Raw genomic sequence first — 24,983 nt, forward strand, 5'->3', positions numbered from 1 at the left:
GAAGTCAGAAGTGCCCAGCCAGCGGCACGCCGATCGTTGGCATTGCTTCGCGTGGTTCGGCGAGTTCACATTCTCGATGGTTCACTGCCCGCGACTGCGGTAGTAGGTGTCGGGATGTTGTGGGGTCACAACATTTCCTTGTGTGATCTTTCTGCCGAGATATCGCCGGCTTGGATTAGTTTTGTCATTGTGTCTTAGCCTGTCATCACAGTGACCGAATAATCATCGGCTGGCGGATGCCATCGCTGGTGAATGTTGTGGCGGAGAGGCTTGTATGGTTGGCGCCCCTGCTGTTCGTGATGTGATTGTTGTGGGTTCTGGTCCGGCTGGGTATACGGCGGCGTTGTATGCGGCGCGTGCGCAGTTGGCGCCGCTGGTGTTTGAGGGGACGTCGTTTGGTGGTGCGCTGATGACCACGACGGAGGTGGAGAACTATCCGGGGTTTCGGGAGGGGATCACCGGGCCGCAGTTGATGGAGGAGATGCGCGAGCAGGCGCTGCGGTTTGGTGCGGATTTACGGATGGAAGATGTGGAGGAGGTCTCGCTGCAGGGGCCGGTGAAATCGGTGGTGACTGCCGAGGGCCGTTATCAGGCGCGGGCGGTGATTTTAGCGATGGGCGCGGCGGCGCGGTATTTGGATGTGCCTGGTGAGCAGGAGTTTTTGGGCCGCGGGGTTAGTTCGTGTGCCACCTGTGACGGGTTTTTCTTTCGTGATCAAGATGTCGCGGTGATCGGCGGTGGGGATTCGGCGATGGAAGAGGCGCTGTTTTTGACCCGGTTTGCCCGCAGCGTCACCATCGTGCATCGCCGTGAGCAGTTCCGGGCGTCGAAAATCATGCTGGATCGCGCCCGCCACAACGACACGATTCGGTTTATGACCAACCATGTGGTGCTCGCCGTGCACGGTGATACCCGTGTGACCGGATTGCAGTTGCGTGATACCCGCACCGGTGCCCACACCACGCTGGCAGTCAGCGGAGTGTTCATCGCCATCGGTCACGAGCCGCGCTCACAGCTGGTGCGCGGCATCATCGACTTAGACCCCGACGGCTACGTGCTGGTCCAGGGACGCACCACCCACACTTCCCTCGACGGTGTGTTCGCCGCCGGCGACCTGGTGGACCGCACCTACCGGCAGGCCGTCACCGCCGCCGGCAGCGGTTGCGCCGCCGCCATCGACGCCGAACGCTGGCTGGCCGAACACGCACACATACCTGCCGACACCGTGAGTGGGGCACAGCGATGACCACACCGTGCTCGACGCATTCCGGGCAGTGAGTGCTGCCGGATTGGTCACATCCGCAGCACCGCCGCTCCGGCGATACGGCCGGCTGACAAATCAGCCAACGCTTGATCGGCTTGTCCCATCGGATATTCCGGTGTGGTCACCGTGATGTGATGCTGGCTGACAAAGTCAAGGAAGGCGCGTGCATCGGCGCGCGTGTTTGACGTGACCGATCGGATCTGGCGTTCCTGAAACAGATGTCGCTGGTAGTTCAGCTGCGGAATATCGGTGAGGTGGATACCGGCGATCGCCAACGTGCCGCCGCGGTCGAGAGCTTCCAGTGCGGGCAGCACCAGATCGCCGACCGGGGCGAACAGAATTGCGGCGTCCAGGGGCACGGGTGGCGGATCGGTGGCACCTTGGGCTGACGCGGCGCCGAGTTGCAACGCCAGTTCCCGTGCCGCGGCCCCACGCGTCATCACGTGGAGTTCTGCTCCCTGCGCCAAAGCAACCTGCGCGGTGATATGAGCGCTGCCGCCGAACCCGTAGACACCCAGTCGGCCACCGGGCGGCAGTTGTGCGCGCAGCAGGGAACGGAAACCGATAATTCCGGCGCACAGCAACGGCGCCAGTTCGCTTTCGGTGTAGCCGCTTGGCAATCGGTGCGCGAAAGCTGCAGGTACAGTGGTAAATTCAGCATACCCACCGTCGGCGTCCCAACCGGTGTACCGGGACTCGGGGCAGAGATTCTCGTCACCGCGTTGACAGTACTTGCACACACCACAGGTGTGCCGCAGCCAGGCGATGCCAACCCGGTCGCCCACGGCAAACTCGTCGCCTACACCGGCGCCGACCTCAACGACCTCCCCCACCACCTCATGTCCGGGTATCACTCGCTCGCGGTGCACGGGCAGGTCACCCTCGGTAACATGCAGGTCGGTGCGGCAGACCCCGCACGCATGCACTGCGACAAGCAGTTCAGAAGGCCCCGGACGCGGCACTTTGGTGATCACCTGCTCGAGTGGATGACTGCTCATCGGCCCGGGCTGACGGACCTGCCAGGCACTCATCGTCGTTTTCGCCGACCTCACCGTCATGTCCTTAATAGTGCACCGCGATATGCCCATGCACACCCGGTCAGTGCGGAGAGGCATATGTGCGCACGTCACAACCGACTGCTCGTCATCGGTGAGCGGGCTTGGTCAAAAGCACTCGGCGATAGCCGTATTGGCTTGTGATCGCACAATTAATACACAATTGATGTGTTTGCCGTGAATCCGGTGCCGTGATCGGGTGCACGCACCGGCGTTCTCGCGGTTAGGTTCTGGACGCGCGTCCCCTGACAAGCCGGTAGATCAATAACAAGATCACAGCGCCGATCAGCGCTCCTAAGAACGAGTGCTTGATCGGGGGAGTAATCGTGAACTGGTGTGGCGCGAAAACCACACTCCCAAGCGTGCCTCCGACATAACTGCCAGCAATGCCCAGCAGCGCTGTCGCGAGCCAACCCATGCGTGGCGTACCAGGCACGATAAAGCGCGCAACCCAACCGATGATAAGACCAAGAATAATTATCCAGATGATGTGCCAGACCACGGCCAGCTCCTTTGACGATCTTGTCGGCTGGTGGCCAGGATAACGCGGCGGCTTAACAGTAAATGGACAATAAGCAATCCGAGAGGGAAAACAAAATCGGTAGCGCATCGGCGCAAAATCCGCGCCGCCGGATCAGGACCGTGAGGGACGGTCCGATTGCGGGCCTGCCCCAGCGGGCAAAGCGCTGACCAGCACAGAACGCCCGGTCAGGCCGCTCGCGTCGTCTGCGGGACCGGTGCGGTGCCTGGAGCTTGTTCCCCGGCAGGTGCGGGCACCGGCGGCGGAGCGCCGGGGGCCGGCGGAGCGGCAGGGGCCGGCGGAGCGGCAGGTGCGGGCACCGGCGGCGGAGCGCCGGGGGCCGGCGGAGCGGCAGGGGCCGGCGGAGCGGGTGGTGGTGTCCAGGGGCGGATGGATTCGGCCAACGTGGTGGCCACGGATTTATCCACCGGGTCGTTAGCTGTGCCCAGGTAGACCACAAACCAGCGCTGGGGTGGCGAGCTGGTGGCAGCGTTGGGTGCTGTCGTGCCGATCACACCGGTCCAGATTTGGCCATTCGGTTTGCTGGTGTCGCTGAACTTGACCTCGTAGTAGGACGCACTGCCCGTCATGCCGTTGGCCTTCAGCGGTGTCGTTTCCTGATTGATCCGTGTGCCCGGGTATGGCATGAAAAACTCCCCCATGTCCGAGGCCAACCGGGTCGCGGCTTTCGCGTTGTCGGGTTCGGCGCTGGCATACAGCTTCTGGTCCAGCCGGCCCAGCACGATACGGGTGTCGTTGGCAACGGGCGGCGGTTGCCCTGGCGCGGCCGGACCGATCTCCTTGCTCAACAGTGCAGATCCGTAGTCGAGGTGGGTAGCGTCGGATTCCACCCAGCCGGTGGGGATGACATAGCTGAATCCGCCGGCGGCGTTGGTAACGCGACCGGCTTCGGGTGCGTTCGGGTCAACCGGCGGTGGTACCGCGTTCGGGCCAGCCGGCGCTGCAGGCGCATTGGGATCAGCCGGACCCGGCGCGGCGTCTGGTGCCGTGTTGGTGTTGGTGCCGGCCGGCGGCGGGGCCGGCGCCGTGCTACCCGGCGGTGGAGGTGGCGGATCCGCGTTCGCGGCAGTTGCCGGCAACGCAATCGTGATACCGCCAGCACCGCTCACCACGGCGAGCGCCAAGGTCATCCAGCGGCCGTTCCGGTGCGTCGGATTGGGGTCCACCCGGTCCATGGCGAAGAACCTACCGTGTTACAGCCGTGACGCAAGTGTGGCTTGCTGAAGATGTGATTGGCCGTGCGAGGGTGCTGCGCGCGTGTGGTTCACCGGCGCATAGTTCTCAACTGTGCCGGTGATGGTCGGCCTCCTGGCACCGGTCGTGGCCGGTCGTGGGTGGTGACGCGGTGTTTCCGCGCTGACACCCGCACCTGCGACGCACGACAGGCACACCGTTCCAAATAGTTATGGAAATGCTGCGCGAGTCGTCTCAGGCCGTGGTTACACCGCTGGCTACTGTCGAGTAACATCGGCAGAAGTCTTGAGCCGACGAAAGGGTGGTCCGGCCTCTGGCCCGGGTTGAGCGCCGACGACGAGGAGGTCATGGCAGTGGACGTGCTGGTCACTGGCGGTGATACCGAGCTGGGGCGCACAGTTGCCGAAGCCTGTCGCGATGCGGGCCATACTGTGACACTGCTGGGCGCGTGCCGCGGCGATCTCGAGATCGCTGCCAAAGAACTCGACGCCGACGCGATCGTCTGCGACAACACCGACCCCACAAGCCTCACCGAGGCCCGTAGCCTTTTCCCGCATCACCTCGACACCATCGTGACCGTGCCGGCGCGGCGCTGCGACGCCGCCGACCCGCGCACCTACTCGCTGGCGGATCTGGCCACCGCCTGGCGTCAGGCACTCGATACCACGGTGCTGTCGGCGGTGCTGACCGTGCAGGCGGTGGGTGATCACCTGCGTTCGGGCGGCTCCATCGTCGCCGTGGTGCCCGAAAACCCGCGGGCGGGCAGCGCCGAGGCGGCGGTCAAGGCGGCGTTGGCAAACTGGATCGCCGGTCAGGCAGACATTTTCGGAACCCGCGGAATCACTGTCAACGCGGTCGCGTGCGGACGCAGCGCGCAGCCCGGTTACGAGGGACTCACCGGTACCCCACCGCCGCTCGCCGCTGAGATCTCCCGGCTGGCATTGTTTCTGATGTCCCCTGCGGCCCGGCATATCTCAGGACAGATGTTGCATGTCAGTCAAGGCGCGCTGGCTCATCTGCGATAGCGCCGCACCGGCGGTGCTCGCCAGCTACCGTACGCTGCATGACTATCAGGCTCGGGCTACAGATCCCCAACTTCTCGTACGGTACCGGCGTCGAACAGCTCTTCCCCACGGTTATCGCCCAGGCCCGCGAAGCCGAAGCCGCCGGTTTCGATGCGGTTTTCGTGATGGATCACTTCTACCAACTACCGTTGCTGGGTTCGCCAGATCAGCCGATGCTGGAGGCCTACACTACTTTGGGCGCATTAGCCACGGCCACGGAACGAATCAACCTGGGCGCACTGGTAACCGGTAATACTTACCGCAACCCGGCTCTGCTGGCCAAGATCATCACCACCCTCGACGTGGTGAGCGCCGGGCGGGCCATTTTAGGCATCGGCACGGGCTGGTTCGAGCTGGAGCACGAGCAGCTGGGTTTTGAGTTCGGTACCTTCACCGACCGATTCCACCGGCTGGAGGAAGCCCTGCAGATCATCGTGCCGATGATCAAAGGTGAGCGCCCCACCTTCTCGGGCACCTGGTATCACGTGCGGGAGGCGATGGCGGAGCCGCGCTTTCGGGCTCACATTCCGCTGTTGATCGGCGGGCGGGGGAAAAGAAGACGTTCCCGCTGGCCGCCCGGCACTTCGATCACCTCAATATCATCGCGGGGTTCCACGAGTTGCCCCACAAAGTCGCCGTCGTGCAGCGGTGTTGCGAAGAAGTCGGCCGCGACCCGGCCACACTGGAAACCAGTACGTTGACCACGGTGATAATCGATGAGCGCATGACTGCCGACCAGATTCCCGCTGAGCTGACCCACTCCGTGGTAGTGGGCAGTGCCGAATCGGTCGCCGAGCAGATCAAAACCACGGTGTTTGACGCGGGAATCGACGGCGTAATCATCAACATGCCCACCTATACGCCTGGTGTGGTGGCCGCTGCCGGCGCGGCGCTGCGTCCCTTGCTGGGTTGCTAGACATGCGGGGGCGTGCCGGGCGGGGCGGGTGACGGCCGGTTGTGGCTGAACACACAGGCACCGAACTGGGCTGTTGCCGGTCCGGGTGACTACGGTGTACAGGGACCGCAGGAGCCGTCGAGGAGGCAACCCACAACCTATGAGTGCCCATCCGGAAGCCACTGCCCAGCGTCGACACCAGGTTGTCATCATCGGATCCGGATTCGGCGGGCTGAATGCGGCCAAGAAGCTCAAAAGGGCCGACGTTGACATCAAATTGATCGCCCGTACTACCCACCACCTATTCCAGCCCTTGTTGTACCAGGTGGCGACCGGCATCATCTCCGAAGGCGAAATCGCGCCCCCAACGAGGGTCGTCTTGCGCAGACAGCGCAATGTTCAAGTTCTACTCGGTGATGTCACCCATATCGACCTGACCCGCAGGATTGTCATCTCGGATTTGCTGGGTCACACCTACGAGACGCCTTACGACAGTCTGATCGTCGCCGCCGGCGCCGGCCAGTCCTACTTCGGCAATGACCACTTCGCCGAGTTCGCCCCCGGGATGAAATCGATCGACGACGCGCTGGAGCTGCGCGGGCGGATCTTGAGCGCGTTCGAGCAGGCCGAGCGGTCCCGCGACCCGGAACGACGCAAGAAGCTGCTGACGTTTACTGTGGTCGGCGCCGGGCCAACCGGGGTGGAGATGGCCGGGCAGATTGCCGAATTGGCTGAGTACACCCTCAAAGGCGCGTTCCGCCAGATCGATCCGACCAAAGCGCGAGTGATCCTGCTCGACGCCGCCCCGGCCGTGCTGCCGCCGATGGGCGAAAAGCTCGGTAAAAAGGCAGCGGCACGGCTGCAGAAACTGGGTGTGGAAATCCAACTCGGCGCGATGGTCACCGACGTCGACCGCGACGGCATCACCGTGAAGGACGCCGACGGCACCATCCGGCGCATCGAGTCAGCCTGTAAGGTCTGGTCGGCCGGTGTCGAGGCCAGCCCGCTGGGTGCCGACCTCGCCAAGCAGTCGGGCGTCGAACTTGACCGGGCCGGCCGGGTCAAGGTGCTGCCTGACCTTTCCATCCCGGGACACCCGAACGTGTTCGTCATCGGTGACATGGCGGCCGTGGAGGGTGTGCCCGGCGTGGCGCAGGGTGCTATCCAGGGCGGCAAATATGTCGCGAACACGATCAAAGCCGAGCTTGCCGGCGCTGACCCTGCTCAGCGTGAGCCATTCCAATACTTCGACAAGGGATCGATGGCGACGGTGTCGCGGTTTTCCGCGGTCGCCAAGATCGGCCCACTGGAGTTCAGCGGTTTCATCGCCTGGCTGATGTGGCTGGTGCTGCACCTGGCCTACCTGATTGGTTTCAAGACGAAGATCACCACCCTGCTGTCGTGGACCGTGACCTTTTTGAGCACTCGGCGCGGTCAGCTGACGATCACCGAGCAGCAGGCGTTCGCCCGGACCCGCCTCGAACAGCTCGCGGTGCTCGCCGCCGAGGCACGCCATGGCGCAGCCGCCAGGGCGGCCAGCTAATCGGTCAGGTTTTGCAGACGCACCTGACCGCGGGCCACGATGCGATCCTCGGCATCGGTGATAGTGACCAGCCACAGCTGCTGGCGTCGGCCGCGGTGCACCGGCGTGGCGGTTCCGTAAACCGTGCCCGAGCTGATGGCACGCAGAAAGTCAGTGTTGTTGTTGACGCCGACGACGGCGCCGCCACCGTGCGCGCTGAGCCATGTGTAGGCAGCGACGCTGGCCATGCTCTCGATCATCGAGCAATACACGCCGCCATGCACGATGCCCATCGGCTGAAGCAGCTTGGGCTGGATCTCAAGCTGTGCCTGCGCCCGATCCGGGCTTAGCTCCGTGAAGACCAGTCCAAGCTCTTTGTCAAACGGTCCGGTGAAGTCGGGTGGGAGAGGGGGGTTCGGCAGCGGTGACACGCCCTCGTGTCTACACCACGGGCGCAATCACCACTCAACCCTCCCGCACGGGAGCGGGCCGCACGGGGGCGGGCCCCATGCCTGTCGCACGGAGCCCGCCCGTGGGATCGACCGGGGGTCACTGCAGCCCTCAGGACGCGCCGCGGTCATTTTCCGCTCGTGCCCCGCCAATATAGGCAAGCCTGCCCTAATTTCACAAGTGTGGCGTGGCCACAATCCGGATTGCTGGTGTGAGAACCGTCACACCGATGGCTCGGGCCAACCCGCCGGCGGTGTGATTGCCCTTACCCGGCGATCCGCCGGCTGCGTCAGCCCAAGCCGGGTATTAGCAGAACGTTGATACGACAGTCGGTAGTAAACCGGCGTATGCTGGTGGCATTACTCAGGAGACGAAACGATGGCCAAGCTGACGCGTCTGGGGGATCTGGAACGCGCGGTGATGGACCACTTGTGGTCCGCGCCGGAGCCCCAAACCGTCCGCCAGGTTCACGAAGCCTTGTCGGAGCGACGTGAACTGGCGTACACGACGGTGATGACTGTGCTGCAGCGATTGGCGAAGAAAAATCTCGTTTCGCAGATTCGCGATGACCGGGCGCACCGATATGCGCCCGTGCATAGTCGCGACGAGTTGGTCGCCGGGCTGATGGTCGATGCCCTGGATCAGGCTGAGGACTCCGGCAGCAGACAAGCCGCACTGGTGCACTTTGTCGAGCGTGTCGGCGCCGACGAGGCGGCGGCACTGCGGCGGGCGCTGGCCGAATTGGAAGCCGGCCACCGCAAGAGCCCACCGGCTGGCGCTCGGTCCGGAGACTGAGGGACACTGGCAGCGTGTCCGCGCTGGCCTTCACCATCCTTGCGGTGCTGCTGGTCGGGCCGGCCCCGGCATTGCTGGCGCGAGCCAGGTGGCCGTTGCGCGCGCCGCGCGCCACGGTGGTGCTGTGGCAGGCGATCACCGTTGCAGCCGTGTTATCGGCGTTCAGCGCCGGTATCGCGATCGCGAGCAGGCTATTGATGCCCGGTGCCGACGGGCGGCCCACAACCAGCATCGTCGGTGGCATCGGGCGGCTCGGCTTCCCATTGTGGGGGCTTTCCGTAGGGGTTTTGGTGCTCACCGTGCTGATCGGCGCCCGGCTGGCGGTCGCCGTGCTGCGGGTCGCCATTGGCACCCGTCGGCGGCGGGCCCACCATCGCATGCTGGTCGACCTGGTGGGGATCGGTCACGCCGAGGTGCCTCTCTCGCGCTGTGCCCGCAGCCGGGACCTGCGGGTGCTCGGGGTGGCCCAGCCACTGGCCTACTGCCTGCCCGGGGTGCGCAGCCGAGTCGTGGTGAGCCAAGGAACGCTGAGCAGCCTCACCGAGGCCGAAATCGCCGCGATACTGAGCCACGAGCGCGCCCATCTGCGCGCCCGCCACGACCTTGTGCTGGAAGCGTTCACCGCGGTGCACGCTGCCTTTCCCCGGCTGGTCCGCAGCGCCAGCGCACTGGATGCGGTGCAACTGCTCGTCGAACTGCTGGCCGACGATGCTGCGGTGCGGGCTGCGGGACGCGCTCCGCTGGCCCGGGCATTGGTCACCTGCGCATCTGGGGCGGCGCCGTCAGGCGCGTTGGCCGCAGGTGGGCCCACTACCCTGCTGCGGGTACGTCGGCTGGCAGGCCGCGGAAACAGCGTGTTACTGTCGGCGGCCGCCTACCTGGCGGCGGCTGCTGTGCTGGTGGTACCCACCGTTGCACTGGCTGTGCCGTGGCTGGTCGAGCTACACCGGCTGTTCACCGCCTGACGGACTTAGAGAGCATTGGGGAATGTCCGAAACCTGCTGTGCCACAGTGCTTTGCGGGCATCTCCAGGCAAGAAAGAACAGGCGGGACGAAAGCCTCCGGGCAGCGACGAACAACCGAAAGGCAAAAGATGAGCTTGTTAGCGCACAACATGACAACGGGGACCGCCCAGATCGGGGTTACCGGCCTGGCTGTGATGGGGTCGAACATCGCCCGCAACTTCGCCCGGCACGGCTACACCGTGGCACTGCACAACCGGTCGGTCACCAAAACCGATGCGCTGCTCGATGAGCACGGCTCGGAGGGCAACTTTGTGCGCAGCGAAACGATCCCGGAATTCCTTGCCGCACTGGAAAAGCCACGTCGCGTGCTGATCATGGTCCAAGCCGGCGCGGCCACTGATGCCGTTATCAACCAACTCGCCGACGCCATGGACCCCGGCGACATCATCATCGACGGGGGCAATGCGCTGTACACCGACACCATCCGCCGAGAAAAGGCAATGGCCCAGCGCGGCTTGCACTTTGTGGGTGCCGGCATTTCGGGGGGCGAAGAGGGCGCGCTGAATGGGCCGTCGATCATGCCGGGTGGTCCAGCGCAGTCCTACGAGGCCCTGGGTCCCATGCTGGAGACGATCTCTGCGCACGTCGACGGGGTGCCGTGCTGCACCCACATCGGTCCAGATGGCTCGGGACATTTTGTCAAGATGGTGCACAACGGGATCGAGTACTCCGACATGCAGCTGATCGGCGAGGCCTACCAGCTGCTGCGCGATGGGCTGAACTTGACCGCCCCGCAGATCGCCGACGTATTCGCCGACTGGAATAACGGTGAGCTGGACAGCTACCTGGTGCAGATCACCTCCGAGGTCCTGCGCCAGCCCGACGCCAAGACCGGCAAACCGTTGGTCGACGTCATCCGCGACGAAGCCGAACAGAAGGGCACCGGACGCTGGACCGTCAAATCCGCGCTCGACCTGGGTGTCCCGGTGACCGGCATCGCCGAAGCGGTGTTTGCGCGCGCCCTGTCTGGCTCGGTGGCACAACGCCGAGCGGCCATCGGTCTAGCCGCCGGGCAGCTCGCCGACGCGCCCAGTGACCCCGCCCGGTTCACCGAGGATATCCGCCAGGCTTTGTACGCCTCAAAAATCGTTGCCTATGCACAGGGGTTCAACCAGATTCAGGCTGGCAGCGCCGAATACGGCTGGAACATCAAACCCGGCGACCTGGCGACCATCTGGCGCGGCGGCTGCATTATCCGGGCCAAGTTTCTCAACCGGATCAAAGAGGCTTTTGACACCGACCCGAACCTGCCGACCCTGATCGTCGCACCCTATTTCCGTGGTGCGCTGGAATCAGCGGTCGACAGCTGGCGGCGGGTGGTGTCCACAGCGACGCAACTGGGCATTCCGATTCCCGGTTTCTCGTCGGCGTTGTCGTATTACGACGCGTTGCGCACCGAGCGGTTGCCCGCGGCGCTCATCCAGGCCCAGCGTGACTTCTTTGGCGCCCACACCTATGGGCGCATCGACGAACCGGGCAAGTTCCACACCTTGTGGAGCGGCGATCGCAGCGAAGTACCGGCCTAGCGCATCCGTCGGCAGCGCACACCGCGTGACGGCGCGAGGACGAGGAGGAGCCCGACAATGACATCAGGCAATTGAGGGGCGATGCGAGACCGATGAGGTTTCTCGACGGGCACCGGCCCGGATACGACCTGACATACGACGACGTGTTCATCATGCCGAACCGCTCCGAGGTGGCGTCGCGATTCGACGTCGATCTGTCGACGGATGACGGCTCCGGCACCACCATCCCGATCGTGGTCGCCAACATGACCGCGGTCGCCGGGCGGCGAATGGCGGAGACCGTGGCCCGCCGTGGCGGAATCGTGATCCTGCCGCAAGACCTTCCGATCACTGCGGTGAAACAGACGGTGGAGTTCGTCAAAAGCCGCGATGCGGTCGCCGACACCCCGGTGGTGTTGGCACCTGATGATTCGGTCTCAGATGCCATGGCGCTGATCCACAAACGCGCGCACGGTGCGGCGGTGGTGGTCTTCGAAGGCCGCCCGATCGGCTTGGTGACCGAAGCGTCCTGTATGGGTGTGGACCGCTTCACCCGGGTGCGCGATGTCGCCGTGAGTGATTTCGTGACTGCACCGATGGGCACCGATCCGCGGCAGGTTTTCGACTTGCTCGAGCACGCCCCGATCGACGTCGCAGTGCTGACCACCGCGGAGGGCACACTCGCCGGGGTGCTGACCCGCACCGGAGCTGTCCGCGCCGGTATCTACACCCCGGCGCTCGACCGGGCCGGCCGGTTGCGCATCGGCGCGGCCATCGGCATCACCGGTGACGTCGCTGCCAAGGCCCAGGCCCTGGTGGAAGCAGGTATTGACCTGCTGGTCATCGACACCGCGCACGGTCACCAGGTGAAGACGCTGGAGGCGATCAAGGCGGTGTCCTCGCTGGATTTAGGGGTGCCACTGGCTGCGGGCAATGTGGTGTCGGCTGAGGGCACCCGAGACCTGATCGGCGCCGGTGCCGGGATCGTCAAAGTCGGTGTGGGTCCCGGAGCGATGTGCACCACCCGGATGATGACCGGCGTCGGAAGGCCACAGTTCTCTTCTGTCGTCGAATGCGCTAGCGCTGCAAGAGAACTCGGTGCACACGTGTGGGCAGATGGCGGGATACGCCATCCGCGGGACGTGGCTTTGGCGTTGGCGGCCGGGGCCTCGAACGTGATGATCGGCTCCTGGTTCGCGGGCACCTACGAATCTCCGGGCGACCTGATGCGAGATCGTGACGACCAGCCCTACAAGGAGAGCTACGGGATGGCGTCCAAGCGGGCGGTGGTCGCTCGTACCGCCACCGACAGCGCATACGAGCGCGCCCGGAAAGCCTTGTTCCAGGAGGGGATCTCGACCTCGCGGATGGGGCTCGATCCCGACCGTGGCGGCGTGGAAGACCTGATCGACCACATCACGTCCGGGGTGCGCAGTGCCTGCACCTATGTCGGTGCACGGACTCTGAGCGAACTCCACGAGCGCGCGGTGATCGGTGTGCAGTCGACCGCGGGGTTCGCCGAGGGTCATCCGCTGCCGTTCGGTTGGTGATCCGGACCGGGGATCTTTGCCGGTGCGGAGCCCCGGTCGCGCGATCTTCGCTACCATGTGAGCTTCGATTCCGCAGCATCCTGCTGCGCGGCATCAAGCGAAAGGGATGACGTGCCGCAGTCACCCGTTGAGGCCGTTGGCTTCCGGGCTCAGCGGCCGCCAGGGAGCGGGTTACACCGGTGAATCTCACCGTCACCGTGCTCAGCCTGCTGGCCATCGTGGTGTTGACGGCCGGGACCGCGATGTTCGTCGCCGCCGAGTTCTCGCTGACCACATTGGAGCGCAGCACGGTGGACGCCAATGCACGCAATGGGAGCCGCCGCGACCGCTTCGTCCAGCGTGCACACCGCACGCTGTCGTTCCAGCTTTCCGGTGCCCAGTTGGGCATCTCCATCACCACGCTGGTGACCGGCTATCTCACCGAACCGATGGTGCGGCACCTGCCGCACCCGGCGCTGGAGGTACTGCGAGTACCGGATCGCGTCGGCGACGCGGTCACCGCCTTCGCCGCACTGGGGATCGCCACCTCCTTGTCGATGGTCTTCGGCGAGCTGGTGCCGAAGAACGTCGCAGTGGCGCGCCCGCTTCGAGTCGCGCGCGCGGTCGCAGGTCCTCAGCTGCTGTTCTCCGCAATGCTGACGCCGGCCGTGCGGCTGACGAACGGCACCGCGAACTGGATGGTGCGCCAGCTCGGCATCGAGCCGGCGCAGCAACTGAGATCGGCTCGTTCGGCGCAAGAACTGCTGTCGCTGGTGCAAGCGTCGGCGTGCAGCGGCGCGCTGGACCGCGCCACAGCCGCACTGGTGCGCCGGTCTTTGCAGTTCGGCGCCCGCACCGCCGAGGAGCTGATGACACCCCGCTCGAAGATCGTGGCACTGCAGACCGACAACACCGTCGCCGACCTGGTTGCCACCGCCGCCCAGACCGGGTTCTCCCGGTTTCCGATCATCGACGGCGACCTCGACCAGACGGTCGGGATCGTGCACGTCAAGCAGATTTTCGAAGTGCCTCCCGCCGAGCGGGCTCACACGCTGCTCACCGCAGTCGCCCAGCCGGTCGCGGTGGTGCCCTCCACCCTGCACGGCGATGCGGTGATGGCCCAGATCCGCGGCAACAGCCTGCAGACTGCGCTCGTCGTCGACGAGTATGGCGGTACCGCGGGTATGGTCACCGTCGAGGATTTGATCGAAGAGATCGTCGGCGACGTCCGCGACGAACATGACCGCGCCGCACCGGATGTGGTGCCCGCCGGCAGCGGCTGGCGAGTATCGGGGCTGCTTCGGATCGACGAAGTGGCTGCGGCCACCGGGTATCACGCCCCCGAAGGCGACTACGAGACGATCGGCGGACTGGTTCTGCATCAGCTCGGCCACATTCCGGTGGTCGGCGAGACGGTAGAGCTGACAGCGTTCAGCCCAGAGGGGCGTTCGCGGGGCGCCGAGCGGTGGCTGGCGACTGTGCTGCGCATGGACGGCCGTCGTATCGACATGCTCGAGTTGATCCCGCTGAGCGGTGGACGGGAGCAGAGCCACTGATGGGGGACCTGCTGCGCGCGCTGCTGACCGTCGTGTTGATCGGCACCAACGCGTTTTTCGTGGCTGCGGAATTCTCGCTGATCTCGGCGCGGCGTGACCGGCTCGACACGTTAGCCGGCCAGGGCAAACACCGGGCGGCCACGGTTGTCAATGCCGGTGAACAGCTCCCGCTCATGTTCGCCGGCGCCCAGTTAGGGATCACGGTGTCCTCGATCCTGCTCGGCCGCATCGGCGAGCCCGCGGTGGCCGACCTGCTGGCCAAGCCGTTGGGTTGGCTCGGGGCGTCCAACGCGCTGCTGCATTCGACGTCGTTGGTCGCCGCGCTGGCGATCGTGGTGACCGTGCATGTGCTGCTCGGTGAAATGGTCCCGAAGAATATCACCCTGGCCGGCCCGGAGAAGGCGGCGATGTTCTTGGTCCCGCCCTACTTGCTTTACATTCGGGTGGCCCGCCCCGTCATCGCGCTGTACAACTGGTGCGCCGGTGCGACGTTGCGGGTGCTGCGCGTGCAGCCCAAAGACGAGCTCGATGTCACGGTGTCCACAGTTGAACTCAGCGAGATGATCGCCGAATCCTTGTCGGAAGGGCTGCTGGATCACCAGGAGCACACCCGGCTCACCCGCGCCCTGCAGATTCGTAATCGGGTCGTCGCCGATGTCGCGGTGCCGCTGGCGCAGGTGCGTGCGGTGCCGGTGGCCGCGCCCGGATCAGGTCCGACGGTAGCGGCGCTGGAAAAAGCGCTGGCCGAAACCGGCTACTCGCGGTTTCCGGTGGTCGGGGCCGACGGCCGCTTCGTCGGGTACGTGCACATCAAAGACGTGCTGGCGCTCGGCGAGGATCCGCGGGCCGTGGTGGATCGGGAGATGGTGCGCCCGCTGCCGCTGCTGCCCGAGTCGCTGCCGTTGGCGGAGGCCTTGTCCCAGCTACGCCGCACCAACAGCCATTTGGCGCTGGTGACTGCCACCACCGGTGACGTGGTCGCGATGGTGGCGCTGGCGGATCTGGTAGAAGACCTGATCGGCACGGTACGGGACGGGGCACATCATGCCTGAGTGCGGCGCGCGGCTCGAACCCGAGCACTGGATGGCGCGCGCCGAGGAGTACAGCCGACGCGTCGAGACGTTCCTGAGCCGGCACCGCAGCCGGGGCGGCAACCCGGTGGGCGATTTCCTGTTCACCTACTACAGCCTGCGGCCACGTCAGTTGCGTTGCTGGCACCCGGGTTTTGGTGTGCTCCTCGCCGGTGACGACGCCGTGCGGCATTACCGGAGCCGGCGCGGCTACACCGTTCGGCGTGACGGTGTGACGGTCAGCGAAAACCACCTGCGCAGCCGGCTGGACACTGTTCGATTCGTGGCGCGGCTGCTGCGGGCGACCGCGCGGCGCTCAGCCCGGCTCGACTGTTTCGGTCTGCACGAATGGGCGATGGTCTATCGCAGCGAGGCCGTGCGCCACAGCCATATCCCGCTGCGGCTGTCGCGGTCGGCCACTGACGCGGTGGTGGAGTCAATGCCCTTGCGGTGCAGCCATTTCGACGCTTTTCGTTTTTTCACCGCCCCGGCCGCTGCACGCAATGACGGCACACCCGGCCGCGCTACCCAACCGGACTGGGAGCAGCCCGGATGCCTGCACGCCAATATGGATCTGTACAAATGGTGTTACAAACTGATCCCCCTGGTCGACTCCGACCTCTTGTTCGACTGCCTGGAACTCGCCGCGGCCGCACGCGAAATTGACATGCGTGCCAGCCCGTATGATCTCAGCGGCTACGGATACTCCCCTATTACCGTGGAACACCGCGCCGGTCGCGCCGAGTTTGTGCGTTGCCAGCGGCTGATCGCGCAGCGCGCCGCGCCGCTGCGCACGGCGTTGTTAGCCCGGTGTGACCAGCTGCTGCGGGTCGCGGAAAACGGCGACGACACTACCTACCGGTAAGCTGAGCTCGTTGCCAGCAGAGGGAGGGACAACTTGATGACTGATCGTGTGCCGGTAGGGAACCTGCGCGTTGCCGAGGTGCTCTACGACTTCGTGAACGACGAGGCGTTGCCCGGCACCGACCTCGACGCGGAGAGCTTCTGGGCAGGCGTGGACAAGGTCATCACCGATCTGACTCCGCAGAACCGCCAGCTACTGGCCCGCCGCGACGAACTGCAAGCCCAGATCGACAAGTGGCACCGGCACCATGTGCTCGAGCCGCACGACCCGGAGGCCTACCGTCAGTTCCTCACCGACATCGGCTATCTGCTGCCCGAACCGGAGGACTTCACCATCACCACGTCTGGGGTCGATCCGGAAATCACCGCGACGGCAGGTCCGCAACTGGTCGTGCCCGTCACCAACGCACGATTTGCGCTGAACGCGGCCAACGCCCGCTGGGGCTCGCTCTACGACGCGCTCTACGGCACCGATGTCATCCCGGAGACCGACGGCGCCCAGAAGGGCACCGGCTACAACCAGGTGCGCGGCGAGAAGGTGATCGCCTATGCACGCAACTTCCTCGACGAATCGGTACCGTTGTCCTCCGGGTCATATGCGGATGCCACCGCCTTCAGGGTCGACGACGGCCGGTTGCTGGTCGATCTGGCCGGTGACGAACTCTCGCGTGGACTGGCCAATCCCGGCCAGTTAGCCGGCTACACCGGCGATCCGGCGTCACCCACGTCGGTGTTGCTGGTCAACCACGGCCTGCACATCGACATTCTGATCGACCGGGAATCGCCGATCGGCAAGACTGACCGCGCCGGTATCAAGGACGTGATCCTGGAAGCCGCTGTCACCACGATCATCGACTTCGAGGATGCCGTGGCCGCGGTCGACGCCGACGACAAGGTCCGCGCCTACCGCAACTGGCTGGGCCTGAACAAGGGTGATCTGGCCGCCGAGGTCGACAAGGACGGGCGCACCTTCACCCGGGTGCTCAACCACGATCGTCGCTACACCGCGCCCGACGGGAGCGAGCTCATCCTGCCCGGGCGAGCCCTGCTGTTCGTGCGCAACGTGGGGCACTTGATGACCAACGACGCCATCGTGGACGCCGACGGCAACGAGGTGTTCGAAGGCATCATGGACGCTTTGTTCACCGGGTTGGCCGCCATCCACGGCCTGAAAGCCAGCGAGGCCAACGGGCCGTTGGTGAACAGCCGGACCGGGTCCATCTACATCGTCAAACCGAAGATGCACGGTCCCGAGGAGGTGGCGTTCACCACCGAGCTGTTCAGCCGGGTCGAAGATGTTCTCAGGCTGCCGCAGAAGACCCTGAAGGTCGGCGTGATGGACGAGGAGCGGCGCACCACCGTGAACCTGAAGGCCTGCATCAAAGCCGCCGCCGACCGGGTGGTGTTCATCAACACCGGATTCCTGGACCGCACCGGGGATGAGATCCACACTTCGATGGAGGCCGGTCCGATGGTGCGCAAGGGAGCGATGAAGACCCAGCCCTGGATCCTGGCCTATGAGGACAACAACGTCGATGTCGGCCTGGCCGCCGGGTTCGCCGGCCGCGCTCAGATCGGCAAAGGGATGTGGACGATGACCGAGTTGATGGCCGACATGGTGGAGCAAAAAATCGCTCAGCCCCGTGCCGGCGCCAGCACCGCCTGGGTGCCTTCGCCCACCGCAGCGACCCTGCACGCGATGCACTACCACCGGGTCGACGTGGCGGCGGTACAAAAGGAGTTGGCCGGCAAGAAGCGCACCACGATCGATCAGCTGCTGACCATTCCGCTGGCCAAGGAATTAGCCTGGGCACCCGAAGAAATCCGCGAAGAGCTCGACAACAACTGCCAGTCGATCCTCGGTTACGTGGTGCGCTGGATCGACCAGGGTGTCGGGTCGTCAAAAGTGCCCGACATCCACAACATCGCATTGATGGAAGATCGCGCAACGTTGCGCATCTCCAGCCAGTTGCTGGCCAACTGGCTGCGCCACGGCGTGATTACCGCCGACGATGTGCGGGCCAGCCTGGAGCGCATGGCCCCATTGGTCGACCAGCAGAACGCGGGTGATCCCGCATACCGGCCGATGGCGCCCAACTTCGATAACAGCATCGCGTTTTTGGCTGCTCAGGAGCTGATTCTGTCCGGGACGCAGCAGCCCAACGGCTACACCGAGCCGATCCTGCATCGCCGCCGCCGCGAGTTCAAGGCCCGCGCCGGTGCGTGATTTCGGCTCGCCCTGCAGCGACCTCCCGGATGACTAGACTCGGCGCCGGGCCGGCAACGGAGCAGGCGATATTGGGCCGAAAGAGAGGATGCACACACCGGCATGGGTAGGCATAGCATGCCCGAGCCCGGGGATTTTGCCGGCGAACCGTTTGACGACTACACATTCTGGGACGACGACACCCGCGGCGCCTGGCGTGGTGCGCACGACGAAGCCGAGTACGCACGTGACGGTTCGCACGCTGGGAGGTACTCGGTCGGCGGCGCTGACTCCGGCTTCCCCGCGCCAGTCGGTGATCCGCGGTACAGCGAGGAACGCCCCGAGGATGATCCGGGTTCTGCCGATTACTCCGGCGATGATCCCGAGGCTCTTCGAGAGCACCGGCACGGTCGTTTAGCGGAGGGCGGCTTTCGCGACGAGGACCGCTATCCTGCCGTGGAAACCAGCGCGGACGCCGACGACTACCCCGATTTTCCGCGCCGCGCGCAGCAGCCGCCCAGCCTGCCGCCGCGGCGACACGGCGAACATCGCGGCGGCAACGAGTGGCGAGGCTGGCACCGCAGTGACGGCGGTCGGCGCGGTGTCAGCATCGGGGTGATCGCGGCTCTTGTCACCGTGGTCATCGTCGTCGCAACCGTGATCCTGTGGCGCTTCTTCGGCGAGGTGTTGTCACACCGTTCCCACACCGCCGTGGGGCGTTGCCTGGGTAGTAAGGAGACAGTGGCGGTGATCGCCGATCCCGCCATCGCCGATCACGTGCAGGAATTCGCCGACCGGTACAACGCCTCGGCGACCCCGGTGGGTGATCGATGTGTGTCGATCAGCGTCAAACCCGCCGGTTCCGACGCTGTGGTCAACGGTTTTATCGGAAACTGGCCCGCCGATCTGGGCGAACGTCCGGGCTTGTGGATACCGGGCAGCTCGGTGTCAGCGGCGCGGTTGACCGCGGCGGCGGGCCCGCAAATCGTCAGCGACAGCCGGTCGCTGGTCACGTCGCCGGTGCTGCTCGCGGTCCGCCCGGAACTGCAACGTGCGCTGGTCAGCCAGAACTGGGCGACGCTGCCGGGCCTGCAGAACGATCCCGACGCGTTGGCGAGGCTCAACCTGCCGGCCTGGGGATCGTTGCGGTTGGCGCTGCCGATCCGCGGCAACAGTGATGCGGCGTTTCTGGCCGCCGAGGCGGTGGCAGCAGCGTCAGCACCTCCGGGTGCGCCGCCCACCGCGGGCACGGGGGCGGTGCGGACGCTGGTCGCCGCCCAGCCGAAGCTTGCTGACGACTCGCTTACCGAAGCGATGAACGCGCTGCTGAGACCCGGCGACCCGGCGGCCGCGCCGGTACACGCGGTGGTCACCACCGAGCAGCAGCTCTTCCAACGCGGCGAGTCGCTCCCGGATGCGGCAAGCATGTTGAGTTCATGGCTGCCGCCCGGACCGGCAGCGGTCGCCGACTTCCCCACTGTGCTGCTTAGCGGTCCGTGGCTGTCGCAAGAGCAGGCGACCGCTGCGAGTGCGTTTGCCCGGTTCATGCACAAACCCGACCAGCTTGCCGATCTCGCCAAAGCCGGTTTCCGCGTGCAGGGCGTCAAGCCGCCGAGCAGCGAAGTCACTAAATTCACCGCATTGCCGGCGACGCTGTCGGTTGGTGACGATGCGATGCGCGCGACACTGGCCGATGTGCTGACCGCACCGGCCGCGGGCGGAGCGGTCACCATCATGCTCGACCAATCGATGACCACCGAGGAGGGCGGCAAAACCCGGCTGGCCAATGTCATCGCGGCGCTGCAGGATCGGATTAAGGCGCTGCCGCCGACCGCGGTGGTGGGGCTGTGGACGTTTGACGGCGTCGAGGGGCGAACTGAGGTCTCGCCCGGGCCGCTGTCCGACCCGGTCAACGGTCAGCCACGTTCGGCAGTCATCGCTGCGGTGCTCGACAAGCAGCGCTCCTCGGCCGGCGGTGCGGTTTCGTTCACCACACTGCGCTTGGTCTACAAGCAAGCGCTCGCGAATTTCATTCCCGGCGAACCAAATTCAGTACTCGTACTCACTGCTGGACCACACACCGACCGCACGCTCGACGGGCCTGGTTTGCAGGATTTCATCCGCGCCAGCATGGATCCGAACAAACCGGTGGCGATCAACATCATCGATTTCGGCAACGACCCCGACCAGTCCACCTGGCAGGCCGTTGCCCGGCTATCCGGTGGCAGCTACCAGCACCTGGCGAGTTCAGCGTCGCCTGAGCTGACTACCGCACTGACCAGCTTGTTAAGCTGACCCGGCCGCTGCTGGGACGGCTCGCGCGGGAGGTGCCTGACCGGCTAGGTGCCAAACCGGCACTGCTGCTGTGGGGAATGAAGGATCCCGCGTTGCCTCCCGGCCGATCGGTGCCGCGGATGCGCAGCATCTTCCCGGATCACGTCGTTGTCGAATTGCCGAACGCCAAGCATTTCATCCACGAGGATGCGCCTGAACCGATCGCAGCGGCGATCAGCGAGCGCTTCGGCTAAGCAGGCGACTGCGGAAGTGCGCCGCCGACGCGCTCGCGCCGCCGCGGAACGCACTGCCGAGGCTAAGCGAACGCCTCCACCGGTGGGCATGAGCAGACGAGGTTGCGGTCACCGTAGGCGCCGTCGATGCGACGCACCGGCGGCCACACCTTGGGCCGGAAGGATTCACCGAGCGGGTAGGCGGCTTCTTCGCGGGTGTAGGGGTGGTCCCAGTCGGCTCTCAGCAGACACGCGGCCGTATGCGGCGCACCCCGCAGCGGATTGTCGTCAGCCGGCCACTCCCCCGCGGCGACCCGGTCGATCTCAGCGCGGATGGCGATCATCGCCGCACAGAACGCGTCCACTTCGGCCAGGCTCTCGCTCTCGGTGGGTTCCACCATCAGCGTGCCGGACACCGGAAAGCTCATGGTGGGAGCGTGAAAACCATAGTCGGTCAAGCGTTTTGCGACATCGTCGACGGTCACTCCGGTCGACCTGGTGATGGGCCGCAGGTCCAGGATGCACTCATGGGCGACCATGCCGTTCTCGCCGGTGTAAAGCACCGGGTAATACTCGTCGAGCCGGCGGGCGATGTAGTTCGCCGAGGCGATCGCAGTCAGCGACGCTCTGCGCAGGCCGTCGGCGCCCATCATCCGGATGTAGGCCCAGGTGATCGGCAAAATCGACGCCGAACCATAGGGCGCCGACGCCACCGGGCGCCCACCCGGCAATTCGGGGGCGTAGGGATGACCCGGCAGGAACGGCGCCAGGTGCGAGCGAGCCACGATCGGACCAACACCCGGTCCGCCGCCGCCATGGGGGATGCAGAACGTCTTGTGCAGGTTCAGGTGGCTGACATCGCCGCCGAACTTACCCGGCCGGGCCAGGCCGACCAGCGCGTTGAGGTTGGCGCCGTCGACGTACACCTGACCGCCGGCGTCATGGACCGCGGCGCAGATCTCCGCGATATCGGGCTCGTAGACCCCGTGGGTGGACGGATAGGTGATCATCAGGGTCGAGAGCCGGTCGGCGTGCTCGCGCACCTTGGCGCGCAGATCGTCGAGGTCGACGTCACCGTTGTCGCGGCAGCCCACCACAACCACCCGCATGCCGGCCAGCGCCGCCGACGCCGCGTTGGTGCCGTGCGCGCTTGACGGGATCAGGCAGACATTGCGCCGGGATTCCCCGCGGCTGGCGTGGTAGGCGCGAATCGCCAGCAGACCCGCGTATTCGCCTTGGGAACCCGCATTAGGTTGCAGCGATACCGCGTCATAACCGCTGAGCTGCATCAGCCAAGAGCCCAGCTGGTCGATGAGCTGACGCAGCCCAGCGGAATCCGAGGCCGGGGCGAATGGGTGCAGACGAGCGAACTCCGGCCAGGTGATCGGCTCCATCTCGGCTGCGGCATTGAGTTTCATCGTGCACGAGCCGAGCGGAATCATGCTGCGGTCCAAGGCGAGGTCTTTGTCGGCCAGCGTGCGCAGATACCGCATCATCGATGTCTCGGTGCGGTAGCGGGTGAACGCCGGGTGCGTCAGGAACGTCGAGGTGCGGGTGGTGATATCGGCAAACTCGCCGCTGTTTTGTGCCGGCGTTGCACCGAACGCGGCCAGCACGGCGGCCACATGCTCGGCGGTGGTGGCTTCGTCGCACGCGACCGAGATGTGGTCATCGTCAACTCGCCACACGTTGATACCGCGCTCCTTGGCCGCGGCCTGGACCTGGGCCGCGCGCCCGGGCACCCGGGCCAGCACCGTGTCGAAGAACCGCCGGTGCACCACCTGCACACCCGACGCGGCCAGGCCGGCGGCCAGATCGCGGGCGTGGGCATGTACGCGGCGGGCGATCGCGGTGAGCCCCTCGGCGCCGTGATAGCTGGCATACATGGCGGCCATCACCGCCAGCAGCACCTGAGCGGTGCAGATGTTGCTCGTTGCCCGGTCGCGACGGATGTGTTGCTCACGGGTCTGCAGCGCTAACCGGAACGCCGGCGACCCATCTGCATCGACGGACACCCCCACCAGCCGGCCCGGCAGCTGGCGCACATGGTTGGCGTGCACCGCCAGGTACCCGGCGTGCGGGCCACCGAATCCCATTGGCACACCGAATCGTTGAGTGGTGCCGAACGCGACGTCAGCACCGATCTCGCCTGGCGGGGTGATCAGCGTCAGCGCCAGCAGATCGGCGCCGACAGCCACCAGCGCGCCGCGCTCATGTGCCTCGGCGATCAGCGTGGCCCAATCGGTGATCAGCCCGCTGGCTCCGGGCAGCTGCGTGATGACACCGAAAAATTCCCCGTCGGGCAGACCGTCACGCAGGTCGGCGGTGACGATGTCGATGCCCAACGGCTCGGCGCGGGTGGCCAGCACCGCGCGGGTCTGGGCGAACACATCGCTGTCGACGGCCAGCCGCTTCGCCGACCCTCGCCCGGCGCGATGCATCAGCGTCATCGCCTCGGCGGCGGCGGTGCCCTCATCCAGCAGCGACGCGTTGGCCACCTCCAGACCGGTGAGATCGGAGACCATGGTCTGAAAATTCAGCAGCGCCTCCAGCCGGCCCTGGCTGATCTCCGGCTGGTATGGCGTGTAGGCGGTGTACCAGCCGGGATTCTCCAGGATGTTGCGGCGCAGCACCGGCGGCGTGAGGGTGTCATAGTATCCCTGCCCGATCATCGACACCGCGACGGTGTTGGCCTGGGCCAGCGCTCGCAGCTCGGTGAGCGCTTCGGCCTCGGTGGCGGCAGGTGGCAGCTGGTCCAGCCCGGGGGCGGCGCCGCTGCCGGTCAGCGGGTCGCGGATACCCGCCGGGACCGCCTTGGTGGCAAGGTCCTCAAGCGAGTCGACGCCGATGACGGCAAGCATGGTTGCGATATCGCGGCTATCCGGGCCGATGTGGCGGCTGGCGAAAACTGAACGGTCGGACACTGGCAAAGCTCCTGACACGGGCAGAGGACTACCGGCCCTCTCCCTCTGTCGTCACCCGGGCACCGGGCACCTGAGAGATTCGGCGCCGATTTGTCGCGGGCGCCTTTCCCCATCGGCGGGTGCGGGCCGCTACCGGCCGCTACCACTTTCCAGAGGCATCGGTTATTCGTGCGGTCCGGGTGCCTGAGAGGTTGGCGGAGAGGTGTTGCTCCTTCGGCGTCTGCAGCTGGCGCCACAGAACTCTCCCGCACGAGGGCGATGCGTTGCCGAGCATACCGTTCTGCAAAACCCGAAGGCGAGCGGACACTGGCGCCCCTCCGGAAGCCTGGACTTCCAGGAGCCTTTGCGGCTGCGTGCCGTGACGCGGCGCTAGCCGATCTTGCGGTCGCGGTTTTTGCGCCGGGAGGCTAACTCGTCCTCGGGCGCGCTGATCGATTCGCCACCGTCAGCGCGTTCGCACGGGAAGTCCGCGATGACGCCGGTGAGCTCCCGCATCGCACCGGACACCGCGATACCGAACACCCCCTGACCGCCCTGCAGCAGGTCGACGACTTCCTCGGCCGAGGTGCACTCGTAAACCGTGGTGCCGTCGGAAAACAGCGTGATATTGGCCAGATCCTGGACACCGCGCTGCCGCAGATGGTCAACCGCGACCCGGATGTTGTGCAGCGAGATACCAGTGTCAAGTAACCGCTTGACGATTTTGAGGACCAAGATGTCCTTAAAGGAATACAGTCGCTGGCTGCCCGAACCAGCCGCGCTGCGGATCGACGGCACCACCAGCGAGGTCCGCGCCCAGTAGTCCAGCTGGCGGTAGGTGATCCCGGCTATCTGACAGGCACTGGGCCCCCGGTAGCCGACAAGCTCGTCGGGCACCGAGTCATCGGGGAACAAACCAGGTTGTACGGGCTCGTCGGGCGTCGCGGCGGGGCTGGTGTGACCCGGGGTGGGTCCTGATTGCTCAGCAAGGTCGAGCTGGTCTTGACGTGGTTGATCACCCACGGTGCTTCCTCTCGC

General features: G+C 65.7%; 18 protein-coding genes, 2 pseudogenes and 1 riboswitch. Of the genes and pseudogenes, 14 read left to right on the plus strand and 6 right to left on the minus strand.

What is annotated here, in order from left to right; translation table 11 throughout:
• Positions 1–274: 274 nt before the first annotated feature.
• Positions 275–1,246: a thioredoxin-disulfide reductase gene (gene trxB / locus G6N08_RS16370; protein ID WP_163758979.1), complete on the plus strand. Its 972-nt coding sequence runs from the start codon at positions 275–277 to the stop codon at positions 1,244–1,246.
• A 47-nt stretch (positions 1,247–1,293) separates the two neighbouring features.
• On the opposite strand, the gene G6N08_RS16375 is transcribed toward trxB, so the two are convergent.
• The 3 genes from G6N08_RS16375 to G6N08_RS16385 form a co-directional block, all read right to left on the minus strand.
• On the minus strand, positions 1,294–2,322 hold the full coding sequence (locus tag G6N08_RS16375) for a zinc-binding alcohol dehydrogenase family protein (protein WP_174813304.1): 1,029 nt from the start codon (positions 2,320–2,322) through the stop codon (positions 1,294–1,296).
• 220 nt (positions 2,323–2,542) lie between these two features.
• A complete protein-coding gene (locus G6N08_RS16380; RefSeq protein ID WP_163758982.1) occupies positions 2,543–2,821 on the minus strand; it encodes a GlsB/YeaQ/YmgE family stress response membrane protein in 279 nt (92 codons plus the stop codon).
• A gap of 206 nt (positions 2,822–3,027) precedes the next feature.
• The gene (locus G6N08_RS16385; RefSeq protein WP_163758984.1) at positions 3,028–4,035 is read right to left on the minus strand and encodes an alanine and proline-rich secreted protein Apa; all 1,008 of its coding nucleotides are present in this window, start codon (positions 4,033–4,035) and stop codon (positions 3,028–3,030) included.
• Between the two features lie 366 nt (positions 4,036–4,401).
• Here G6N08_RS16385 and G6N08_RS16390 point away from each other — a divergent pair, with 366 nt between their 5' ends.
• The 3 genes and pseudogenes from G6N08_RS16390 (at position 4,402) to G6N08_RS16400 (ending at position 7,556) form a co-directional block, all read left to right on the plus strand.
• Positions 4,402–5,079, plus strand: a complete 678-nt coding sequence (locus G6N08_RS16390; RefSeq protein ID WP_163758986.1) for an SDR family oxidoreductase — start codon at positions 4,402–4,404, stop codon at positions 5,077–5,079.
• 38 nt (positions 5,080–5,117) lie between these two features.
• Positions 5,118–6,034: pseudogene (locus tag G6N08_RS16395) on the plus strand (LLM class F420-dependent oxidoreductase).
• Between the two features lie 139 nt (positions 6,035–6,173).
• Positions 6,174–7,556, plus strand: coding sequence for an NAD(P)/FAD-dependent oxidoreductase (locus G6N08_RS16400; RefSeq protein ID WP_163758988.1), 1,383 nt, complete (start codon positions 6,174–6,176; stop codon positions 7,554–7,556).
• Here G6N08_RS16400 and G6N08_RS16405 read toward each other — a convergent pair.
• Positions 7,553–7,966 (minus strand): PaaI family thioesterase, encoded by a 414-nt coding sequence (locus tag G6N08_RS16405; RefSeq protein WP_163758990.1) that lies wholly within the window; start codon positions 7,964–7,966, stop codon positions 7,553–7,555. The two genes, G6N08_RS16400 and G6N08_RS16405, sit on opposite strands and share 4 nt — an antisense overlap.
• Positions 7,967–8,363: 397 nt before the next feature.
• Between G6N08_RS16405 and G6N08_RS16410 the strand changes: the two genes are divergently transcribed.
• From G6N08_RS16410 to G6N08_RS16455, 10 genes and pseudogenes are all read left to right on the plus strand, one after another.
• Positions 8,364–8,780, plus strand: coding sequence for a BlaI/MecI/CopY family transcriptional regulator (locus tag G6N08_RS16410; protein WP_163758992.1), 417 nt, complete (start codon positions 8,364–8,366; stop codon positions 8,778–8,780).
• Positions 8,781–8,794: 14 nt separating this feature from the next.
• Entirely contained in the window at positions 8,795–9,745 is a 951-nt protein-coding gene (locus G6N08_RS16415; protein ID WP_163758994.1) for a M56 family metallopeptidase, read from the plus strand.
• A gap of 149 nt (positions 9,746–9,894) precedes the next feature.
• Positions 9,895–11,331 carry an NADP-dependent phosphogluconate dehydrogenase gene (gene gnd, locus G6N08_RS16420; protein ID WP_163760770.1) on the plus strand — a complete coding sequence of 479 codons (1,437 nt, stop codon included), beginning with the start codon at positions 9,895–9,897 and terminating at the stop codon, positions 11,329–11,331.
• A 92-nt stretch (positions 11,332–11,423) separates the two neighbouring features.
• Positions 11,424–12,860, plus strand: coding sequence for a GuaB1 family IMP dehydrogenase-related protein (locus G6N08_RS16425; protein WP_163758996.1), 1,437 nt, complete (start codon positions 11,424–11,426; stop codon positions 12,858–12,860).
• 179 nt (positions 12,861–13,039) lie between these two features.
• Positions 13,040–14,395 (plus strand): hemolysin family protein, encoded by a 1,356-nt coding sequence (locus G6N08_RS16430; protein WP_163758997.1) that lies wholly within the window; start codon positions 13,040–13,042, stop codon positions 14,393–14,395.
• A complete protein-coding gene (locus tag G6N08_RS16435; RefSeq protein WP_163758999.1) occupies positions 14,395–15,447 on the plus strand; it encodes a hemolysin family protein in 1,053 nt (350 codons plus the stop codon). Before G6N08_RS16430 ends, G6N08_RS16435 begins: the two co-directional genes overlap by 1 nt.
• Positions 15,440–16,330 (plus strand): 3-methyladenine DNA glycosylase, encoded by an 891-nt coding sequence (locus G6N08_RS16440; RefSeq protein ID WP_163759001.1) that lies wholly within the window; start codon positions 15,440–15,442, stop codon positions 16,328–16,330. The genes G6N08_RS16435 and G6N08_RS16440 overlap by 8 nt, the downstream gene beginning before the upstream one ends.
• A 36-nt stretch (positions 16,331–16,366) precedes the next feature.
• Entirely contained in the window at positions 16,367–18,556 is a 2,190-nt protein-coding gene (locus G6N08_RS16445; RefSeq protein WP_163759003.1) for a malate synthase G, read from the plus strand.
• Positions 18,557–18,658: 102 nt separating this feature from the next.
• Positions 18,659–20,830, plus strand: coding sequence for a substrate-binding domain-containing protein (locus G6N08_RS16450; protein ID WP_163759005.1), 2,172 nt, complete (start codon positions 18,659–18,661; stop codon positions 20,828–20,830).
• A 2-nt stretch (positions 20,831–20,832) separates the two neighbouring features.
• Positions 20,833–21,063, plus strand: a pseudogene (locus G6N08_RS16455) (alpha/beta fold hydrolase); the annotation flags it as partial.
• A gap of 62 nt (positions 21,064–21,125) precedes the next feature.
• Here G6N08_RS16455 and gcvP read toward each other — a convergent pair.
• On the minus strand, positions 21,126–23,966 hold the full coding sequence (gene gcvP, locus G6N08_RS16460; RefSeq protein WP_163759007.1) for an aminomethyl-transferring glycine dehydrogenase: 2,841 nt from the start codon (positions 23,964–23,966) through the stop codon (positions 21,126–21,128).
• Between the two features lie 161 nt (positions 23,967–24,127).
• Positions 24,128–24,224: riboswitch (glycine riboswitch) on the minus strand.
• Between the two features lie 111 nt (positions 24,225–24,335).
• On the minus strand, positions 24,336–24,968 hold the full coding sequence (locus G6N08_RS16465) for a MerR family transcriptional regulator (protein WP_163759010.1): 633 nt from the start codon (positions 24,966–24,968) through the stop codon (positions 24,336–24,338).
• Positions 24,969–24,983 lie beyond the last annotated feature (15 nt).

The organism is Mycobacterium botniense (genome assembly GCF_010723305.1).
Lineage (GTDB): Bacteria > Actinomycetota > Actinomycetes > Mycobacteriales > Mycobacteriaceae > Mycobacterium > Mycobacterium botniense.

Bases quoted from the DNA above. Each gene is read 5' to 3' on its own strand.
- trxB (WP_163758979.1), top strand. From the start codon at position 275: ATGGTTGGCGCCCCTGCTGTTCGTGATGTGATTGTTGTGGGTTCTGGT.
- G6N08_RS16375 (WP_174813304.1), bottom strand. From the start codon at position 2,322: ATGACGGTGAGGTCGGCGAAAACGACGATGAGTGCCTGGCAGGTCCGT.
- G6N08_RS16385 (WP_163758984.1), bottom strand. From the start codon at position 4,035: ATGGACCGGGTGGACCCCAATCCGACGCACCGGAACGGCCGCTGGATG.
- G6N08_RS16390 (WP_163758986.1), top strand. From the start codon at position 4,402: ATGGCAGTGGACGTGCTGGTCACTGGCGGTGATACCGAGCTGGGGCGC.
- G6N08_RS16400 (WP_163758988.1), top strand. From the start codon at position 6,174: ATGAGTGCCCATCCGGAAGCCACTGCCCAGCGTCGACACCAGGTTGTC.
- G6N08_RS16410 (WP_163758992.1), top strand. From the start codon at position 8,364: ATGGCCAAGCTGACGCGTCTGGGGGATCTGGAACGCGCGGTGATGGAC.
- gnd (WP_163760770.1), top strand. From the start codon at position 9,895: ATGACAACGGGGACCGCCCAGATCGGGGTTACCGGCCTGGCTGTGATG.
- G6N08_RS16425 (WP_163758996.1), top strand. From the start codon at position 11,424: ATGAGGTTTCTCGACGGGCACCGGCCCGGATACGACCTGACATACGAC.
- G6N08_RS16435 (WP_163758999.1), top strand. From the start codon at position 14,395: ATGGGGGACCTGCTGCGCGCGCTGCTGACCGTCGTGTTGATCGGCACC.
- G6N08_RS16440 (WP_163759001.1), top strand. From the start codon at position 15,440: ATGCCTGAGTGCGGCGCGCGGCTCGAACCCGAGCACTGGATGGCGCGC.
- G6N08_RS16445 (WP_163759003.1), top strand. From the start codon at position 16,367: ATGACTGATCGTGTGCCGGTAGGGAACCTGCGCGTTGCCGAGGTGCTC.
- G6N08_RS16450 (WP_163759005.1), top strand. From the start codon at position 18,659: ATGGGTAGGCATAGCATGCCCGAGCCCGGGGATTTTGCCGGCGAACCG.